This window comes from Propionibacterium freudenreichii subsp. freudenreichii (genome assembly GCF_000940845.1).
Classification (GTDB): Bacteria; Actinomycetota; Actinomycetes; order Propionibacteriales; family Propionibacteriaceae; genus Propionibacterium; species Propionibacterium freudenreichii.
Genome location: NZ_CP010341.1, coordinates 1,363,649 through 1,384,152, shown reverse-complemented (window position 1 = coordinate 1,384,152; position 20,504 = coordinate 1,363,649). Strand labels below are relative to the sequence as shown.

The 20,504-nt window shown below is 68.6% G+C and carries 10 protein-coding genes; 4 read left to right on the top strand and 6 right to left on the bottom strand.

The features are described from left to right. Positions 1-49 precede the first annotated feature (49 nt). From RM25_RS05890 to RM25_RS05880, 3 genes are all read right to left on the bottom strand, one after another. Positions 50-274: a DUF3107 domain-containing protein gene (locus RM25_RS05890; RefSeq protein WP_013160885.1), complete on the bottom strand. Its 225-nt coding sequence runs from the start codon at positions 272-274 to the stop codon at positions 50-52. Positions 275-390: 116 nt separating this feature from the next. After that, positions 391-1,263, bottom strand: coding sequence for a PP2C family protein-serine/threonine phosphatase (locus RM25_RS05885; protein ID WP_013160886.1), 873 nt, complete (start codon positions 1,261-1,263; stop codon positions 391-393). A gap of 165 nt (positions 1,264-1,428) precedes the next feature. Beyond that, complete coding sequence (locus RM25_RS05880) at positions 1,429-1,635, bottom strand: cold-shock protein (RefSeq protein ID WP_013160887.1); 207 nt, start codon at positions 1,633-1,635, stop codon at positions 1,429-1,431. Between the two features lie 339 nt (positions 1,636-1,974). On the opposite strand from RM25_RS05880, the gene RM25_RS05875 reads away from it, so the two are divergent. From RM25_RS05875 to nudC, 3 genes are read left to right on the top strand one after another with little or no spacing between them, the layout of a single operon-like run. Further along, positions 1,975-5,346: an ATP-dependent helicase gene (locus RM25_RS05875; protein WP_036940707.1), complete on the top strand. Its 3,372-nt coding sequence runs from the start codon at positions 1,975-1,977 to the stop codon at positions 5,344-5,346. Next, positions 5,343-8,699: an ATP-dependent helicase gene (locus RM25_RS05870; RefSeq protein WP_044636181.1), complete on the top strand. Its 3,357-nt coding sequence runs from the start codon at positions 5,343-5,345 to the stop codon at positions 8,697-8,699. Before RM25_RS05875 ends, RM25_RS05870 begins: the two co-directional genes overlap by 4 nt. A 9-nt stretch (positions 8,700-8,708) precedes the next feature. Then, on the top strand, positions 8,709-9,599 hold the full coding sequence (nudC, locus tag RM25_RS05865; protein ID WP_048769223.1) for an NAD(+) diphosphatase: 891 nt from the start codon (positions 8,709-8,711) through the stop codon (positions 9,597-9,599). Positions 9,600-9,650: 51 nt separating this feature from the next. On the opposite strand, the gene recD is transcribed toward nudC, so the two are convergent. The 3 genes from recD to RM25_RS05850 are packed head-to-tail and all read right to left on the bottom strand — an operon-like array spanning position 9,651 to position 18,194. Next, positions 9,651-11,504, bottom strand: coding sequence for an exodeoxyribonuclease V subunit alpha (gene recD / locus RM25_RS05860; RefSeq protein WP_230579869.1), 1,854 nt, complete (start codon positions 11,502-11,504; stop codon positions 9,651-9,653). Further along, a complete protein-coding gene (locus tag RM25_RS05855) occupies positions 11,491-14,853 on the bottom strand; it encodes a UvrD-helicase domain-containing protein (RefSeq protein ID WP_044636740.1) in 3,363 nt (1,120 codons plus the stop codon). The genes recD and RM25_RS05855 overlap by 14 nt, the downstream gene beginning before the upstream one ends. Then, positions 14,850-18,194: an exodeoxyribonuclease V subunit gamma gene (locus RM25_RS05850; protein ID WP_044636180.1), complete on the bottom strand. Its 3,345-nt coding sequence runs from the start codon at positions 18,192-18,194 to the stop codon at positions 14,850-14,852. Before RM25_RS05850 ends, RM25_RS05855 begins: the two co-directional genes overlap by 4 nt. 147 nt (positions 18,195-18,341) lie before the next feature. Between RM25_RS05850 and RM25_RS05845 the strand changes: the two genes are divergently transcribed. Beyond that, positions 18,342-20,483, top strand: a complete 2,142-nt coding sequence (locus tag RM25_RS05845) for an ATP-dependent DNA helicase UvrD2 (RefSeq protein ID WP_044636739.1) — start codon at positions 18,342-18,344, stop codon at positions 20,481-20,483. Positions 20,484-20,504 lie beyond the last annotated feature (21 nt).

Genomic DNA, 20,504 nt, shown 5'->3' with positions numbered 1-20,504 from the left:
GAGGCCTTCCGGCCCGGCCCGTCACGACGACGGGGCCGGAAGGGGTCGATCAGATCGTGCCGAAGCCGACCTGGCGCGCATGCTCCTCGCCGAACTCCACATAGGCAATCTTTGCCCCGGGCACGACCAACTGACGTCCCTTGGAATCGGTCAGCGTGAAGACGCCGTCGTTGCTGAGGGCTTCCTTGAGGGCCGCCGTTACCTCGTCGCGGGTCTGGTCTGTTTCGATGCCCAGCTCACGGTTCACGTTTTCAATGCCAATCTTGATATCCACGCACTCAAATCTACCCGGAGTGCGGCCCGGGCCGGCCACCGGCGATTGCGCTACGGGCATGATCACGGGGCAGTGGCGGTGGCTCCGCCGTCGTGCGGTCGGGCCTCGCGCCCTCCTCAGGACTGCGTCGACCCTGCCGGGGACTGCTCCGGGGCGGGCGTGTCGGGTTCCTCGACGCGGACCAACCCGACGGTGATGTTGTCGCGGCCACCGCGCGCATTGGCCCAGTCGATGAGCTGGCCAGCCAGCGTCTCAGCCGTCGCATCAGGGGCGGCCGGCAGGGAATCCCACACCGCCCGCAACTCCGCCGGCGCTGAGGCATAGTTCCACAGGCCATCGCTGCAGACCAGCAGCCATCCCGAACCAGCGACCTTGAAGCCGGCCAGCTGTGGCTCCAGGGACGGTGCGTTCGGGCCCAGCCACTTGGTGATCGCGTGGGCCTGGCGTCCCGCCTCGGCGACCTCGCGGGAGGTGCCGAGCTCGATGCTGAGCTGGGCCATGGAGTCGTCAGTGGTGAGCAACATATTGGTGGCGTCGTCACCGAACCAGTAGGCGCGGGAGTCGCCGAGGTTGGCCACCACGACCAATCCCCGGTGCACCAGGGCAAGAACCAGCGTGCAGGCATAGCCGTGGACATCGTCGCCAGCCGCTGCGACGATCGCATCGTTGGCGGCGACCACGGCGGCCTTCAGGTCGTCGGCGAGCGCCGACGGCTCATCGCTGTGATGCGGCTTGGTGAGCACGCTGGTCAGATGATCGGTGGCCACGTCAACGGCGATCTGGCTCGCGACATCCGAATGTGGAGAGGTCGACACGCCGTCGGAGACCGCCACGATGGCGCTGCGGTGGGATTCGCCGGGTGTTGCGGCAACGACCAGCGCATCCTGGTTCGGTGGGGCCTTGGTGCCGACGTGGGTGGCACCACCAGCCCACGCGGTGGGGCCGCGGCGAAGATTATCGCGGTCGGTGGCGGGTGATTCATTCGTCATGGCTGGTTCCTTGTCGCGGCTGGCTGGCCCCTGGGCGATGGCGGCAACTTATCGATGATCGGTAGGGCACGCTGAATCGGGGTGCAGATCAGTCCAGGGCGGAGACACAAGCAAGGGGTCCCACCTTTCGGCGAGACCCCCATTTTGCTTAAGCGGCTTGGACGCTCAGTTGACGAGCTTTACGTGCTCGGCCTGCTGACCCTTGGGTCCCTGAGCGATGTCAAACTCGACCTTCTGTCCCTCGTCCAAGGAACGGAAACCCGTGGAATCAATCGCGGAATAGTGAACGAAGACGTCATCGCTAGATCCGTCGACGGCGATGAAGCCGTAGCCCTTCTCCGCGTTGAACCACTTGACGGTTCCGGTGGCCATGTGTACTCCCTACATACTTACTTGCCGGGCCGCACCTCACGGCCCGCTGCTCGTTTCAGCGCACCAAATATCCGGTGTTGCTGTGCCATGACGCGACCCAGACTCCTGATACTGAATGCGTGCCCGGTTAGAACAGTGTGTCCAGTTTCTCACAGTGCACCCCAGATGGAAAGCGCTGGGCGTCCCGGTGATGGTTTTGGAAAGATTCCCAGTGCGAAAAACGGGCGTCCGGGGCCTCCGCGGGGGTCCCGGTGTCGCGGCAGCGTCCCCTCACCGGAGCTTGCACCGCCGACGGCGGCGTCGCCGGAAACTGTGGGTGCCGCGTGGTTGCATGGGGGCATGTCATTCCAGCTGCTCGACCAGCAGCGCGCGTTCGTCGAGGCGTGCGCCCGGCCCCACGGCGCTGTGCTCGCACTCGGCGGGCCGGGCGTGGGCAAGACCACCGCACTGGTCGAGGCGGTGGCGCAACGCGTGGAGGCAGGGGCGCACATGGATCGCCTCGTCGTGCTCACCTGGTCGCGTCCGGCAGCACAGCGCTTGCGTGCACGCATCGTGGCCCGGCTGGCGAGCAGCCAGTTGGCGCCGGTGATCACCACAGTCCCCGGTTGGTGCCTCGCCCTGCAGCGCCGGTTCGGCCACCTCGATGCCGACGGCCAGTTGCCCCATGTGCTCACCGGACCTGAGCAGCAGATGCAGGTGCGCGAGCTCGTGGTGCAACTCGGCCGGGACCTGTGGCCCGAATCGGTGCGTGCGGCCATCGCCACGATGGCCTTTTCGCAGGAGCTGCGCACCGGCATGGCCAGGGCGCGGCAGCAGGGACTTGATCCCGACGACCTGGTGCGGCTGGGCCGGCGCACGGGGCGTGAGGAGTGGGTGAGCATGGGCCTGTTCTTCGAGAACTACCTTGACGTGCTCGATGCCCAACCCGCCTGGGACTACGCCGAACTCGTGCACCGCACCAGGTTGCTCCTGCTGGAGGCGCCGGTCAGCTCGGTGCTGACCGAAGAGATCGAGGGGGTCTTCTGCGATGAGTTCGCCGAGCTCGACCGCTCCCAGATCGCACTGCTCGAACAGGTGCATCAGGTGGGTATTCCGGTGGCTGCCACCGCAGACCCGCAATCGTCGGTCTTTGCCTTCCGTGGTGCCGATCCGCGCGCCGTGGCCGACTTCGGGCGTCGGTTCGAGGTCACCGGCCTGCCGGGGCCGGAGCGGATCGACCTGTCCACGTCACTACGCGGAACCGCCGGTCTCCAACGAGGCATCGCCAGCCTGATCGCGCGCAATCCGGTCGCCGGTGGCGGATCGGGCACCCGGCCCCACGAGGCAGGGGCGGTCTCCGGGGCAGACCGGGCCGAGCAGATCGTGTGTCGCAGCTACGAGACGGCGGCGGCCGAGATCGCCGGTGTGGCCGAAGACCTGCGAACAGCGAGGCTGGCCGGGGTCATGTGGTCGCAACAGGCGGTCATCTGCCGGGCCGGTCGCGGCCAGTTGGGCACCATCGCGCGGGGGCTGGCCAATCAGGGGATCCCGGTGGAAGTGGCGGGCAGTGACATCGCCCTGAGCGAACAGGCCTGTGTCGTCACCCTGATGGATGCGCTGGCCGTCGCGCTGGGTTTCTCCCGCCGGGTACCGCCCGATCCCGATCAGCTTGACCGGCTCCTGCTGTCCCCGTTGACATCCCTTGACCCGACCGCGCTGCGGCGCGTCGGGGGAGCCCTGTGGCACGAGGCCGCGTCGGGTACGACATCGGATCCGATGACATTGGTCCGCCAGTTCCTCATGCGTCGGGCGGGTGATCACCTGCCGAGCCCGGTGGTGCCCCCGGCGACGGCGCAGGACGTCGGGGCGCTCGTTCACCGTCCGGACACCTCCGGGGCGGCTCCGACGGATGTCACGACACCGCCCACGGGGCCCACGGCCCAGACCGCAACGTCGGCCCTGCCCACCGACCCGGACCTGGAACCGGTCCGGGAACTGGCGGCGCTGTTGGGCGACGCCGCGGCGCGCATCATGCGTGGCGAGGGGGCCTACGACGTGTTGTGGCGGCTGTGGGACGGCACTGATTGGCCCTCCCGGCTGCGGGGCGAGGCGCTATCGGGTTCGGCCTCCTCCGGACAGGCGAACAGCGACCTTGATGCCGTGTTGGCCCTCTTCGACGTCGCCGCGCGGCACATGGAGCTCACGGGTCAGAAGGGCGCCGAGACCCTGATCGCTGAGGTCTCGGGCCAGGAGATCCCCGGTGACCAGGCACGCGAATCAGATCCCCGGGGCCGGGGAGTGCAGGTGCTCACCGCCCACCGGGCCAAGGGGCTTGAGTGGGATCGCGTCATCATCATGGGCGCTGCGGAGGGATCGTGGCCGGGTAATCGCCGTGGAGCCGGGCTCCTGTCGGCGGAATTGCTCGACGCCGACGACCCGGGGCTGGCACCGGCGCCCGGGGCGTGGATGCAGCAGGAGCGGCGGGCGTTCGTGCTGGCCGCCAGTCGTGCCCGCAAGGAATTGGTCATCACGGCAAACCTGGGTTCCGGTGACGAGCAGGCACAGGCATCGCGTTTCGTGCGGGAGCTCGGCGGCCAGGTCCTTGCCGTGCCACACGACACCCGACGCCCCCGGTCCCTTCAGGGACTGGTCGGTGAGCTGAGGAGGGTCACCGCCGATCAACGCTCTACCGCGGGACTCCGGGAGGCGGCCGCCCACCAACTGGGCCAGCTCGCCGTGGTGCGTGACGACCAGCAACGAGCCCTTGTGCCGGGGGCGGATCCCCGCAGTTGGTGGGGACTCGGCGGGCTGTCAGGCCGTCATGGGACACCCTCCCCGGCCGGCGTGGGGGAGCCGGAGGGCCCGACCCGGGACAAGGCCATCCGCTTGTCGGTCACCGGCCTGCAGAAGCTCATCGCCTGTCCCCGGCAGTGGTTCCTCGACGTAGCGGCGCGCGGCGCCACCACAGGCGGGTTTGCGGCAGGCGTCGGATCAGTGATCCATCTCCTCGCCGAACATGCCGTGACCGATCACCTCAGTGAGGACCAGCTCCATGACGCCCTCGACGAGGCCTGGAATGACCTCGACGTCCACCAGCAGGGTTGGCGCACGCTCATTGAGCGTTCCCGGGCGCACGAGATGATCACCCGGTTCGAACGATGGCAGGGCGGCCAACCCACCGAGGTACTCGGCGTCGAGGTGCCGGTCAGGCACACATTCGTCATCGGCGGACAGCCACTCGAACTGGTGGGATCGATCGATCGGCTCGAGCGCGACCGGACCTCGGGCCGCATCCGGATCATCGACTTCAAGACCGGGAGCCGGGCACCCAGTCGCACCGAGGCGGCATCCAATCTGCAGCTCGCCGCCTACCAGCTGGCAGTAATGCGCGGCGCGTGCCGCGAACTGACCGGCTCGACCCCCGCCATGGATGGCGCCCTGCTGGTGTTTCTGCGGCTGCCGGCGGGCGCACGCGACCCGCTGCTGCCCAAGGTGGTGGGACAACCCGGCCTTGACGACCATCCCTACCCGGCCGCCGAACAGCTGGCGAACACCTGGCTGGTGCGCGGTGACGTGGACATCCAGGGGCCGACCATGGTGGACGATGCACTGGCCTTCGCCGTCCACTGCGTGGTCGAGGAGGACTACCCGGCAGTCGAGGGGCCGCCCTGCAGCTACTGCGACCACCGTGCCGACTGCCCGATCTGGGCCCGGGAGGCGAGTTCACGATGAGCGGACGCACGGTCGAGCGACCAGAGGACCTTCGGGAGATCTTGTCGATCCCCTTCTCTGACGAGCAGCTGGCAGTGATCGCGGCTCCGCTGGAGCCCGGTGTGGTGATCGCTGCAGCCGGGTCGGGCAAGACGACGGTGATGGCAGCGCGTGTCGTGTGGCTGGTGGGTACCGGCCAGGTGCGTGCCGATCAGGTGCTGGGACTGACCTTCACGCGCAAGGCCGCCGCAGAGTTGTCCAACCGGGTGACCACCGCGCTGAGCGGGTCCGGCATCATCGACGCCGCCGCGCTGGAGAACTCCGAGGCCCAGACCGTCACGACCTACGACTCCTTTGCCGGGCAACTGGTCTCGGAGCACGCGCCCCGCATCAGCATTGATCCCGCTGAGCACAGGCTCACGGATGCCACGCGTTACCGACTGGCCGCCCAGGTGGTGGCAGCCAACGAATTCCCCCTCGTCGCACTGGGGGAGTGGAATGACCGCAGATTGATCGGAGCCCTGCTCGGACTCGACACGATGATGACCCAGCACATGGTCACCGGCCAACGCATCGAGGAGTTCACGGCGGACTATGTCGGCGGACTCGATGAGGCGCCCCTGTGGCGGGGAGCTCCCTATCGCGCGGTCGTGGACGCCGAACGGGTCGCGGCCGAGCGGCTGGAGCTACTGGGACTCGTGGAGTCATATCGCCGCGCCAAGGATCGCCTCGGATGGGTTGAGTTCGCCGATCTGATGGCCCAGGCAGCAACGATCGCCGAACGGGCACCCGAGGTGTCGACGATGCTGCGCGAGCAGTACCGGGTACTACTGCTGGACGAGTACCAGGACACCTCCAGCGCACAGGCCACCCTGCTGACAACCTTGTTCAGTGGCCCCACGGTGGCCGAGGGGCGGGGCCATCCGGTGACAGCGGTCGGTGATCCCTACCAGAGCATCTACGGGTGGCGGGGAGCGGCGGCGAGCAATATTGCGGAATTCCCCACCAGCTTCCCGAAGGCCGACGGCACTGCTGCGAATGCCTACTCGTTGCGCGTCAACCGGCGCAGCGGCCCGGAGATCCTCGATGGCGCCAACGTGGTGGCACAGGGTCTCCAGTCCGATCCCGCCATGCCCCACCTGCCCGGCGTGGACTTCACACTGCATGCTGCACCGGGCCAGGAACCGGCAACGGTGACGACCCGCCATTTCACCAGCAGCGACGAGGAACTGGACTGGATCGCCGACGACATCGCCGCACGTGGTGCCCTGGAGGGATATGCCGGCATCGCGGTCCTGGTGCGTCGCAACGCCACCATCGAACCGCTCTTCCGTCGCCTCAGTGCACGGGACGTGCCGACGGAGATCGTCGGGCTGGCAGGCCTGTTCCGGCTCGCCGTGATCAGCGAGATCGTTGCCACGCTCAGGCTGTTGGACGATGACACCGACAACCCCGCACTGGTCCAATTGCTGTCCTCCCGCAGATGGCAGATCGGACCCCCGGACCTGGCGGCGCTCGGTGAGGCCGTGAACCGGCTGAATGCGGTGCGATCCGACCCATCCCGCGACCAGGGCGGAGCCACCCCAGCGGCGGATCCGCCGGCCTCCCTGCGTGCGGAATTGGCCCGACAGCAGGAACAGGCAGGCAGACCCATGGCCTGCCTGATGGATGTGCTCGATCTGCCATGCCCGGGACTGTCCCAGCTGGGAAGCAGCCGCCTGGGCCGGTTCGTTGCCGAATTCCGGGAACTGCGTCGTCACGTCAGTGAGCCCCTGCCGGGACTGGTTCGGCGCATCGTGGCAGCGATGAACCTGGGCGTTGAGCTGCTTGCGGATCCGGGGACCTATTCGCAGCACATGGGTGCCCAGGTGGCGCGCTTCCTCGAGGTGGTCGGCGACTTCACCGACCTTGACGGCACGGCGCGATTGAGCGGCTTCCTGTCGTACGTCGAGTCGGTCCTCGACGAGGAGGATGGCATGGAGCAGGCGCTGCCCACTGCCGACGACTCCGTGTCATTGCTGTCCGTCCACCGCGCAAAGGGCCTGGAATGGGACACCGTCTACCTTCCAACCCTGGTGGAGGGCACCTTCCCGGCCACTGTGCGGGGGGACAACTGGACCACCCTTGCCCGACTCCTGCCCTCCCCATTGCGCGGTGACGCGGGAAGCATCCCGCAGCTTGGCGAGACCACGAAGGCTGGCCTGCAGGCCTTCGGTACCGACCTGCGCAGCGCCGGACAATTCGCCGAGGACCGGCTCGCCTATGTGGCGATCACCCGGGCCCGGCGTCATCTGGTGGCCACCACGCACGTGTGGGAGCCGCAGCGCAAGACCGCCTCGCACACCTCCGAGTACTTCCGCGTACTGGCACAGATCTCCGGGGGCGACCTGCCGGAGCAACCGGCCCCCGATGCCGACAACCCGGTGGCGGCGGTCCCCGCCACGGCGGTATGGCCGAGGCCTGCTGATCCCGACCGCGAGGAGCTCGTGGAAACCGCTGCGGGGACCGTTCAGGGCCTGATCAGACGGCTCGGTCCCGGTGCGGGTGGCGACCCCGGCATCGGTGAACTGCCTGCGCAGCTTGCCGGGGAATTGTCACTCGACGAGCAACAGGCGTACCAGGAATGGCAGGCAGAAGCGCAGCTGCTGGTGAGGGCGGCCCGCGAGCAGGCCCGGGACGCCCACCGCGTGGTGCCCGTGGAATCGTTGTCCGCGAGCGCCCTCATCCTGTCGCAGGCCGAACCGGAACAGTTCGCGGCGAATCTGGTGCGCCCGATGCCGCGTCGGGCCAGCGGTGGAGCCGGTGTGGGCACGCGCTTCCACGATTGGCTGGAACAACGATTCCGCGCCGGATCGGGGCTGCTCGTTGGCGACGACGAATCGTCCGATGAGTTGCCCGCGCGGATGGACGCATCCTCCCAGCGACGTCTGGAAATCCTGCAGCGCCGCTTTGAGGAGGGTCCCTACGCCGACCTCACGCCATACCGTGTCGAGGCGCCCTTCATCCTGGTGCTGGGATCACGTCAGGTCCGCGGGCGTATCGACGCGGTGTACAGATTGCCCGGGTCGGGTCCCCATCGCTTCCAGGTGGTGGATTGGAAGACCTTTGACGGCCCGGCCGATCCCTTGCAGTTGGCCCTGTACCGGCTTGCGTGGGCAGATGTCTCGGGCGTGGAGCCTGACGAGGTTGACGCCGTGTTCTGCCACGTGATGAGCGGACGCGTGGAGCGTCCGACGGGGCTGCCCGGACGTGACGAGCTGACCCGGCTGGTCGAGCACCTGCCGGGCCTCAACGATCGGATGCCCGGGGCTCCCGATGGGCCCGGCCGGCGTGCCGCGGACAGTGGGGGCATACCGCGTCACCGATCCGGCTAGCCTGAGGATGTGGCAAGCAACAATGAACGGGTTGGTTGGTCGCTGAGCGGTTGGGACGATCCGGCGCTGCTCGACCATGCGTCGGAGCTGCGCCATGACCCCGAGAACCTGGTTCGGCTGTGGAAGTCTGCGGGGAGCCAACTCCTCCTGGTGGACCAACAGGGACGCTTCGACATCGACCCCTTCGGTCGTGCCCTCATCGACGCCGATGGCGCGGTGCCCACGGAATCAACCATCTTCGTGGGCCTGCTGGACGGCACCGCCTGGTTCGCGCGCCGGGTGGATGCGGCATTGAGCACGACCATGCGTCACGCCCCCCTGAGCGCCGGCCAGCGCGAGATCGCCTCCGCCGCCCTGGCGTCCCTGAACTGGTATCGGCGCAGCCGGCATTGCGTTGTCTGTGGAGGCCCCCTCGTACGCACCCTGGGCGGTTTCGCGGCGGTCTGTCGAGACTGCGACACCGAGACCTTTCCGCGCACCGATCCCGCCATCATCTGTGCCGTGCTCGATCCCGGTGACCGGATCTACCTGGCGCACCAGAACAGCTGGCTCGACGGGCGGGTATCGGTGCTCGCCGGGTTCATCGAGGCGGGTGAGAGCGTCGAGCAGGCCGTGGCCCGTGAGATCGGTGAGGAGGCCGATCTCAGGCTGACCGCCATGCGCTATCTGGGGAGCCAGCCCTGGCCGCTGCCACGCTCGCTCATGCTGAGTTTCGTGGCCCGCAGCACGGGCGGGGGCCAGGTGGATGGCGAGGAACTGGCCTGGGGCGGCTGGTACAGCCGCGAGCAGGTGGTCAGTGGCCTGCACGACCAGCAGCTGACCCTGCCTCCCGGGGCCTCGGTGGGACGTCGCCTGGTCAACTCGTGGCTCCAGGGGACACTGCCGAGCCCGGAGGGCTGAACACCCGCATCGGCAGCGCCGCCCCCGGCCACTCCCGGGTGGTCGCGAGCCTCAGTGGGGTCGGACACTCGTGCGTTGTAGCCGATCGGTCAACCCGGACGCACGGCGCGCGGGCGTCCGAACCGCCGTGACGATGGCCTCGCGCAATCCGATGATCCGCACTCCCCGGCGGGCCCTGGTGATGGCGGTGTACAGGAGCTCACGGGTGAGCAACGGCGAGTCGGCCCCGGGCAGGACGACCGTGACCCGGTCGAACTGGCTGCCCTGGGACTTGTGGATTGTCATGGCGAACATCGTCTCGATGCCCTCGAGCACGAACGGTGCATAGCTGCGTCCATTGCTCATGGCTGCCCGCGGCCCCTCGGGGGTCGCGATCACCACCCCGGTATCGCCATTGCTGATACCCAGTTCCGCCATGTTCCGGGTGGCCAGCAGCGGCCGTCCGGTGAACCAGTCAGGATCGGCATCCGAGCCGGAGGCCAGCGCCGGGCGCTGCACCTGCTGGACCATTGCCGACCAGCGGCTCACCCCGTACACGCCGGTACGGTGGGCACACAGCAGGCGGTGGCCCTCGAGCGCCCGCACCGCGCCGTTGCCATCCCCGGATGTCGCGGCGTGACCAATGCCCCGGGCCTGCACCTCGAGTTCGCGGCGCAGCGCGGGCAATGCATCCAGTTCGACGATGCCCGGGTCGAGCTCGTCGAACTGCAGGCCCTCGGGCGAGGCCCGGAGCAATTCCAGCGTGGCATCGGCATCACCGCGACGCACGGCATCGGCCAACTGGGCGATCGCGGAATCGAAGCGAAATCCGTGCCGGAGCTCCACGATGCCGCCCCCGAGAGGATCGGGGCCGGCGAGCCCCGCGGCCGTGATGTCGGCCAGCACGGCGCCGGCATCGACAGGCGTCAACTGATCCGCGTCGCCAACCATCACCAACCTGGTCGAGGGGGAAAGGGCCTCCAGCAGTCGTGCCATCAGGCTCAACGAGACCATCGACATCTCATCGACCACCACCAGGTCGTAGGGGAGCCGGCGAGCGGGTCCGAAGCTGACGCCGCGTCCCGGACGTGCTCCCAGGAGCCGATGCAGGGTCACCGCGTGGAGTTGGCCCGGGACTGCCATCGCGTCCTCACCCGCCCCCTGCGTCCCGGCAGGGGAGGAGGGGCCGGCCGTGTTCTCCCGGAGCGACTCGGTGAGACGGGCAGCGGCCTTGCCGGTGGGTGCGGCGAGCGCGATCCGCCCGGTCTCGCCCTGGGCCATCCACTGGCGGCGCATGGCCTCGACCACCCAGGAAATGGTCCGGGTCTTGCCCGTGCCCGGGCCGCCGGCGATCACCGTCGTGCGTCCCAGCACGGCAGCTGCCACGGCACGGCGTTGGTCGGCCTCCTGGTCCCCGCCGGGGAAGAACTCATCCAGCGCCGCGGTCAGGGCGGACTCATCAACGGCGGGCAGCGGTTCGGCGCGGTGGGCCAGGATGACCCTGATCGACTCCTGATCGCACCAATAGCGTTCCAGGTAGACCGCACCGTCCACGCAGCGCAGCGGCCGGGAATTGATCGTGGCGTCCTCATCGCCGACCAGGGGCGAGTCCACCACGGTGGCCAACCAATCCAGCGGATCCGGCCACGGCAAGGCGTCAATGTCAGTGCGAGCGGCCTGATCGTCGTCCTCACGGACGAAGAAGTGCGCCATCGGACGTGCCTGGTCCAGCGGCAGGCACACCGAACCGGCCCGCAACGCCCGCACGGTCAGGGCCACCGCCAGGGCGACGGACGGATCGTTCTCCCCACCGGTACGCGTCACCATCTTGGCCACATGCACGTCCGCTGCCTCCAGCACTCCCGCGGCAGCGAACTGCGCGAGAACGCCGGTGGCCGACACGACGCGGCCATCACTGGGAATCACGTGGGTCACCCCCTGCCAGGACGGACGAGGCGGCCGCGACGAGCGCAGGTCGCGGATGCCACAGGAACACACCGGGCAGGCGATCCCCGGCCGACGGATCGTCCGTCATCCCGCGCACGAACAGATAGCCCACTCCTCCGAGATGTATCGCGGGGGAGTACCCCGGCAGCCGCTGGCCCAGGTATCGGTGCAGGGCGACACTGTAGATGAGCGCCTGCAAGGGGTAGTGGGCGCCGATCATGGCGTCGGTCATTGCCCTGCGGGTATAGGAGTGGGGGCCGAGGTGGTCCCCGGGGCGCACGGGGATGCGATTGGTCTTGTAGTCAATCAGGCAGAACTGGGCCGTGGCGGAGTCGGCGGCCCCGGCGTGCCCGGCCGGGGCAACCCTCAGTACGGCATCAATCGAACCGGTGAGGAAGCCCGACAGCGTGCGATCGGCGGCCGCGGAGCCTGCCAGGGCAGCACCGTAGTCAACGAGCGGGTCGTCCTCGGGTATCAGTGCACGGTCGGCCCACAATCCGGCCAGGTCTGACACCGCACGGTGCCGCGAAGCCCGGCCCAGCGGCATTTCGAATTCGAGCTCCGCCAGCCGGTTGACGGCGCCCAGGTCGGTCAGGGAGCGACCATTGGTGAGGTCGCCCAGCGGTGCGCGCAGGACGCTGGCAAGGCCTGTGGCCAGCCCCTGGGCGGGTACCTGGGCGACCGGCCACCGACGAAGCATCCTGGCACTGGCCTCCAGCAGGTCCGAGTCCAGCGAGGACGAGGCGGGGTCGGTGATCTCCAGAACCGAGTGGACCAGGGATCCGAACTGGGTGCCCCCGGGAAGCTCGGCGAGGCCGTTCGGCTGCAACGCGGACGGGGATACCGGCCCGTCAACCTCGCCGGGATCAGCCAGGATGCCATCGAGATCGGGCTCGTCGTCGCGCGGGCTGACAGATCCCGGCGGAAGGCTCTCCCCGTGCAGGCCAGCAGTCAGCCCACTGTAGGAAGTGCGCGTCCAGTCACGATCGATGTGGTCATGGAACTTGCGTGCCGCCAACCCGGCAACCAGATCGGCGGAGCGCGGCACCGAGGCAATTCCGGACGGGCGCGGCACCGACACCACGTCAACCACTTGACGGTCCAGTGGCCACTGGTCCGGATGGCGACCCCCGGCGATATTCAGGGCCGGCGGCAGCGCCGAGTCCTTGTCCGCGTTCAACAGCCGGTGCAGCGGTGAGGTGGAGGTGTTGAACTTGGTGTTGGCCCACCACGCAATGAGACGGCTCTGGGCACGCGTCGCGGCCACGTAGACAAGTCGCAGGTCCTCGGCCTGTTCCTCGGCCTGCTTGATCGCCTCACGGTCGGAGGACATGTCGGTGTAGAGATCGATCGACAATTGTCCGTCGACATGGAGCATCGAGGTGGTCCACCCGCGGTCGTAGCGTGAGCCGGAGTACCGATCGGCCAGATCGGGCAGGGCAACCACCGGGAACTGGAGTCCCTTGGCCTTGTGGATCGTCATGATGGACACGGCCCGCCGCTCGGTTTCGAGACGGCGCACCGAATCGTCGTCCTGGCTGGTGCGGGCCTGGTCTATCCGTTGTGCCAGCCACGCGGTGAGCGCGGGAAGGTCCAGATGGTGTCGGCGCTCGGCAGAATTGAGTCGCTCCGCCAGATGGCGCAGGTCGGTGAGCATCCGCTCGCCGTCGGGCTGTGCCAACAGCCGGGGAGGAAGCCGATAGCGGGCCGACAGCTCCTCATAGACCGCGGCAACCCCGTGATCATGCATCGTCGCCTGCAGGGCCCTGACACCGGTGACCAGTTCGGTGCGTTGGTCCTCATCCGCGTCGGCCAGTTCCCGGGGGGACCAGCCGATCAATGGCGTGCTGGCCAGGTGCAGCAACACCGACGGCCGCGGATCGGCCAGCGCGGAGAGCAGAACGAGCCAGGCCTGTGCCGCCGACGACGCGAACACGCCCTCACCGCCGGTGAACACCGCCGGGATTCCCGCGGCGATGAGTGCGCGCTGGATCTCCTGTCCCGTGGCGCGGCGCCGCACGAGGACGGCGATGTCACTGGGCCGCAGGTGTCGCCAGTGTTCCCCGTCGTTCACCTCGGCGCGGTTGAGGAGGCGGTCAAATTCGGCGACCAGGTCGGCCATGATTGCCTTGCGGCCGGCGGGTGCGGTGAGCATGGACTGTGGTTCCACGGCGCGGATCTGCACTGCAGCCTGTTTGGGTGACGCCCCGGCCAGGCGTGGTTCGACGTGCTGGGCGTGCATGTCACCAAGGGCCACACGGGCGGCCTCGGTCCCCAGGTTGGCCTGCCCGAACAGGGCGGTGATCCCCTGCACCACCCCTGCGTCGGAGCGATAGTTGCGGTTCAACGTGAAGTAGTCGTCCGCACGCCGGGTGGCCGCAAGGTATGCGTACAGGTCGGCGCCGCGGAACCCGTAGATCGCCTGGCGTGGGTCCCCGATCACGACGAGCCGGGTGCGCCCGTGGAAGGCGTGCTCGAGGATCTGCCACTGGGCGGGACTGGTGTCCTGGAATTCATCAACCATCACCAGGTCGTAGCGTGCCGCCAGGACGCGCGCGGCGAGCTCCCCGGTGACGGGATCGGTCAGGGCCATGAGTACTCGTTGCACCATGTCGTGGTAGCCGTACACCGAGCTGCTGCGCTTGCGGGCCTCGAACTCGCGCCGCAGGTTGGTGGCGAACTCGACGCGACTGACTGCGTCGGGGCTGGCGCCCGCCGGAGCGTCCAGGAGGGGAAGGTCCGGATGTGACAGGGACATCTCGCCGATGAGCTGCGCCCCCGGGAGCGGGAGGGGCGGCCGCCCCGAGGACATCCACGCCAGGTAGCCATCGTCGATGACCTGTGCGCGGAGCTGGTCGGGATCATCCAGGAAGCTCGAGAAGCGGTCGTGGTCAACGAGGATTCCGAGCTGGTCGAGCAACCGTGCACAGAACTCGTGGGTGGTCGCGATGGTGGCGCGGTCGAAGTCCGCCAGTGCTGCGCGCAGACGCGCGAGGCGTGCCGTGAGCACGTCGGCCTCCCCGGCACACAGGTCAGCGTCCACGGCGTCCGGGTCGGTGGGCGGGATGCCTGCCAGCGTGGCGTCGATCGCGGTGGCGGTGTTCCGCAGCCGTTCGTGCACCCGCGAACGCAGCTCATAGCTGGCTGCCCGGGCAAAGGTCACCAACATGACGCGTTCGATGGTCACCTGTCCCCGGGCCAGGGCCTGGGCGGTGAGTGCCGCGATGGTGTAGGTCTTGCCCGTGCCGGCGCCGGCCTCAAGCACCGTCGTGTGCGGCGGGAGGGCGGCCACGGGGTCGAAGGGACGGGGATTCATGCGGTCGATCATCGCCACGCGCCTGCCTGGTCGTCGGCCGCCATGGCATCGAGGAGGGGATCCATCAGCCACCGCGCCAGGTTCTTGAAGCGGGACTCGGAGGCTGTGATGGGGTCGTCCGGGTCGGCGGGAAGTGCCGTCAGTGCGCGCCAGTCGAGGTCGAGATAGTCGCCCCACAGCGCTGAATAGCGTCCTTCCCGTCGGTAGGCGTTGCTGGTGATCCGGTCACTGCCCGAGGTGTGGGCATGCTGTGCCCGCGCATAGGTCCACGCGGTGGCCAGCGGCAGGGGAAGGAACTCGCGCAGCCCGCGCCGACGCATCTCCACGAGTTGGCGCAGGATGCGCGTCGCGACCTGCTGCGGGGGAGGCGCCAGGTGCACCTCCTTGTCGCGTGTCACCAGGACGAACTCGCGCACCGGCAGGCCACCGGCGGTGGCCGCCACCAGGCGAATCCAGGCCGGCACGAGGTACTTGGCCTTGACGGTGGCGAAGTGATGGTCCAGCAGCCGATCGTCGAACAGCTGGAACTGGCCGCTGACCAGCGAATGCGGCAGGGCCACCTCGATCTCGGCGTGCCGGGCGGCGCCCTCGGAGGACGCCCGGAAGTCACCGATGCGTGCAGCCATCGCCTGCACGGTGGGCCACAGATTCATCAATTGCGTTGCGCCGAGCGTGCCGGGGGGAACCGCGCCGGACAGCAGGACAGCTGAATCGATGCGCTCACGGGGCTGGCCCGACAGGGTTGCCTCCAGCATCCTCGATCCCACCACATAGTCGGTCAATCCATCCGCGGCGAGCGGCAGGGCGGGTGACAGGACAGGGTCCTGGTTCCGCGGGGTGAATCCGAAGGTGGCACCGAACCAGGCCCCCACCGGATCGCGGTAGAAGGCCGTGAGCTGGTCCACGTCGAGTGCCTCGTCCGGGTCGGGCCCGCCGGAAACCGGAACCCGGGCCGTCACCTGCCACCAGCGGGCCGGGGCCTTCGGGTGGGGCCCGGCCAGCGACTCTGCCCCGGCCAGGGCCTGCCGGTCGAAGCTGAACGGCTGATGCCTGCCGCTGCCCAGGAAGTTCGTCGCGTCATGGGGCTGCAGGCTGTGTCGGCGAATGAGGGCACTGTCGGAGGGGGAGCCACGGTGGGCGCCATCGCCCGAATCGTCGCCCGATTCATCGCGTACGGGGGCAGCGCCGATCAGGTCGGCAAGCACCACGGGGAGGGGGAGCCGCTCACCGGTGAGCTGGTCAGCTCCCCGCCCGATGACGATGAGCTGCTCGCCGGCGGACAGAACCGCGTCGAGGAATTGCTGGCGTGCCCGGGCGTCGGCATCGACACGTCCCGATGAAACCGTGGGGCGCGCCAGGAGGTCGTCGTGATCATGGGCGACCCGCGGGGGGAAGTGCTCATCGTCGATTCCGAGCAGCACGATGACCCGGTGCCCCAGCGCCTGGATGTCGCCCAGGCCACACATCACCAGGGACCCGGTACCGAAGTCGGCTCGCCCGAGGCTTGGGCGCAACAAGCGTCGCAGCATGGCTGAGATGTCGGCGGCCGACAGGGCGGTGGACCCGGTGCCTGCGCCCGCGCTGAGGCGATCAAGCTCCTGGGCGATGTGGTTGACCTGCCACTGCTCCGCCACGTCCGGGTCGGTGAGATCTGCGATGGCATCGAGAATGCGGGTACGCCACTGGGCCATCCCACAGGGCTGGGCGAACTCAAGGAGGTGCATGCGCATGCGTGACACGAACTCGGCCAGTCCGCCGATGAGGTCGGCGTCACCGGCATCGAGGTGCTCCACGGGAACCACCGTGTCCAGCCGCGCGGGCGGCTCGTCGGCCATGACGAGGCCGGCCAGCAGGCGATCAACGCCGGCCACCCACGTGCTCTGGCGCACGCCGGACAGTCCCCGCCGGGCCCGTTGTGAGCCGTCGACCCCCCAACGCACCTCCGCGCGGGCCAGGAGTTCGGGCAGGCCCGCCAGGCCGTCCTCGTCGAAGCCGAAGCGCGCCGCCACGGGCGGCAGCGAGCACAGGTCGACCAAGTCCTGACCCGTGGCCCGACTCACCGGCAGGCCGAACAACCCCACGAGGAGTTCGAGCACCTGGTTCGGCTGTTCGGCTGCCGGCCCGGCGACCCTGGCCCGCAGGGCGTGTCCCGGGTGGGCGTCGGGCGTGTCAGCAGGCTGGAAGTCGGCTTCCAGCAGCGGTGCATAGCGGCGGATATCGGTGCAGACCACCGCCACGTCACGGGGCTGCAGGTCCCGGTGGGTGTCGAACAGATCGCACAACAGCTCCCGAAGTACTTCAACCTGCCGGTCAACTCCGTGTGACAGGTGGATCTGCAGGGATTCGTCGGCAGCCCGTGGATCACCGGGGCCGTGTCCGGAGCGGATATCGTCCTGCAGGGCCGCCAGGACCGTCGCGGGGCGACCGGAGGGACCTGTCCCCGGACGGTCAATCCGGACATCGGGAAGGGCCTGTGCGCGGTGCCACAGCTCATCGCGAACCGACCCGTACCGGGCGCGCAGGGCCGACTCACCCGGACCATCGGATCCAAACCCCAATTGCCAGATGGTGAGGGGAATCCGGGCGGACATCGTCGTCAGGAATCGGCGTTCGTCGGGGACGAATCCGTCCAGGCCCACGACACCGAGCCGCGAGGGCAGGTGCTGGCGTGCGGACGGATCAGGGTCGTCGAGCGCCTCGCGGAGCCTGTCCTCGCGGGCTGCCGGATGGATCCACGGCCGTAACGAATGGGTCAGCTCACGCCACAGGTTGGCCTGCCAACGGTCCTGGTCGCTCAACGGTCGGCCCAGGGCATCGACATCGCGGTGCTCGTCCCAGTCCAACAGCAGATCGGGTCGGTGCCGACGGTATCCGCTGATCAGGGAGGCGAAGCTGTCGGCGAAGGCGATGACCCGTCCGGGGCGGTCAGTTTCCGTTCCCGAGGCGCCCTGGAGGTAATGCCTGGCCAGCGCGAACCAGTCGGTCGCGGAATCCTCCCCGGAATCCAGGTGGGCCTGCGCCAGCTGGGCGATGTGCATGGTCATTGCCGGAAGGCGCCACGGATCATCGTCGGGGTCAACTCCCAGGCACGCCTGTTCACAACGACGGCGCAGTTGGCCCAGGGTCACCATGTCGATCCCTGCCCGGATCTTGTGCTGCGGGTCGGTGGGGCGTGAGGCGAGGTGCTGTGACAGGGCACGCCTGTGTGCTGCTCCCGGCACCACCACGGTGGGCAGCACGAAGGGGTCGTGCACGAAGGAATCGAGATAGGCGTCGACGCCGGCGCACACCGAGGCCCAGTCGGGGCAGCGCACCATGCGGATCGCCGCGGGTGAGGGGTCGAGCAACGCCATGCACGCCACTGTAGGGCCTGCCACCGACACGGCCGGCCCCTCAGCCCTGCGCCGTGGGGACGACATTGCCGCGATGGGGATCCGGAATGTACCTGGTGGACACGCAGATCGGAAGTGTCACAGGCCCCGCCTATGGTGGCAGGCGTGATGAGTGATCCCGCGCGCAATTCCCCGCCCCCGATGACCGACGAATCGGTGTTGTCCGGATTGGACAAGGACCAGCGGGCCGTCGCGGTTGATGTGGCCGGGCCGCTTGCGGTGCTCGCGGGGGCCGGCACGGGCAAGACGCGCGCCATCACCCACCGGATCGCCCATGCGGTGCTGAGCGGCGCCCAGGCACCCGATTCGATTCTCGCCGTGACCTTCACGACGCGCGCTGCGGGGGAGATGCGGGCCCGGTTGGCGGCGCTGGGGGTGCCCCGGGTCCAGGCGCGCACCTTCCACTCGGCCGCGCTGCGCCAGATCCGCTATTTCTGGCCGAGGGCGACCGGCCGGGAGTTGCCGGAGATCGCTGGCTCGACATTCGGTCTGGTGGCCGAGGCCGCCAGGCGTCACCATGTACGCACCGATACGGCCGTGATCCGTGATCTCAGCAGTGAGATCTCCTGGGCCAAGTCCACCAACGTCCTGCCGGCCGAGTACGCCGCAATGGCCGAGCGCGCCGGACACCAGGTCTCCGGTGTGACCCCCGCAACCGTGGCCAAGGTGGCCGCCGACTATGAGCGGGTCAAGGCCGAACGCCAGGTGATGGACTATGACGACATCCTGCTGTGTGCGGTGTCCCTCATGCACGAGCATCCGGAGGTGGCCCAGGAGTTCCGCTCGGTCTATCGGCACTTTGTCGTCGACGAGTACCAGGACGTCAGTCCGCTGCAGCACAGCCTTCTCCTGCAATGGCTGGGGGATTGTGACGATCTGTGCGTGGTGGGCGATCCGGATCAGGCCATTCACTCGTTCGCCGGTGCCGATGCGCGTTTCCTGACGAACTTCTCGCGCGAATTCCCGGATGCGCACGTGCTCCACCTGAATGCCAACTATCGTTCAACGCCGCAGATCCTGAAGGCCGCCAATGAACTCCTGCATCCGCCGGGCCGGCCCGCCGTGGGACGCGGAGTGATCCTCAGGCCGGTCCTGGATGCGGGGCGTCCGGTGGACCTCGCCGCGGCCCAGGACCCTGTCGCGGAGGCGGAGCACCTGGCGGGTTGGCTTGCCGCGCGGCATCGGGCAGGCATCGCCTGGTCGGACATGGCGGTGTTGTTCCGGGTGTCGGCCCAATCGCCTGCCCTTGAGTCAGCCCTGGACGGCGAACACATTCCCTACCACGTGCGGGGTTCGGAGCGCTTCTTCGAACGCGCCGAGGTGCGCACGGCGCTGGGACGCCTGACCAATGTGGCGCATTCCGACCCGCAGGCAGATCCCGGCGAATCCCTCGATGAGGTGCTGACGGGACTGGGATGGACGCCGCAGGCACCCGAAGGGCAGGGTCGGGTACGCGAACGCTGGGAATCGTGGGGTGCCCTGCGCGAGATGGGCCAGCAACTCGTGTCCGACGGCGCCGACAGCCTCGATCGGCTGGTCGCCCAGATCGCCGAGCGCGCCTCCATGCAGCATGCACCGGTCGGTGAGGGAGTGACGCTGTCAACGCTGCATTCGGCCAAGGGACTCGAATGGGAGGCCGTGGCCCTGGTGGGCGTGCAGGAGGGGCTCCTGCCCTTCTCCCTGGCCAAGACGCCGGCCCAGGTCGCCGAGGAGCGCAGGTTGTTCTATGTGGGCATCACCCGCGCACGTCAGGCCCTGCGGATCAGTTGGGCGACCTCCGGACCGAATGGACGGGGGCGCCGGAACCCCTCGCGCTTCCTGGGTGGACTGCTGGGCGAGTCGACGGGATCGCCCACGGTGGATCCCCGAGCGGCACGTGGGCCCCGGACCAAGAGGGTTGCCCGGTGCATCGTCTGCCGTCGACCGATGACCAATGCGGTCGAGGTGAAGTTGGGCCACCACGAGGGGTGTGAGGTCGATTACGACGAGGACCTGCTCGCCCGACTGAAGGCGTGGCGCCTGGCCGAGTCGAAGCAGCATTCGCTGCCGGCCTACGTCGTGTTCACCGATACGACGCTCATGGCGATCGCCCAGTACCAGCCCCGTGACGACGAATCGCTGATGAAGATCCGTGGACTGGGTGCCGCCAAGCTGCGCCGCTATGGGGCGCAATTGCTGCGGATCATTGACGGGGCGGGCGCAGAGATCGTCGGCGCCGATGCCACCTCGGATGCGCCGTCCGCATCGTGAGTGAATCCGGCGACTGAACCA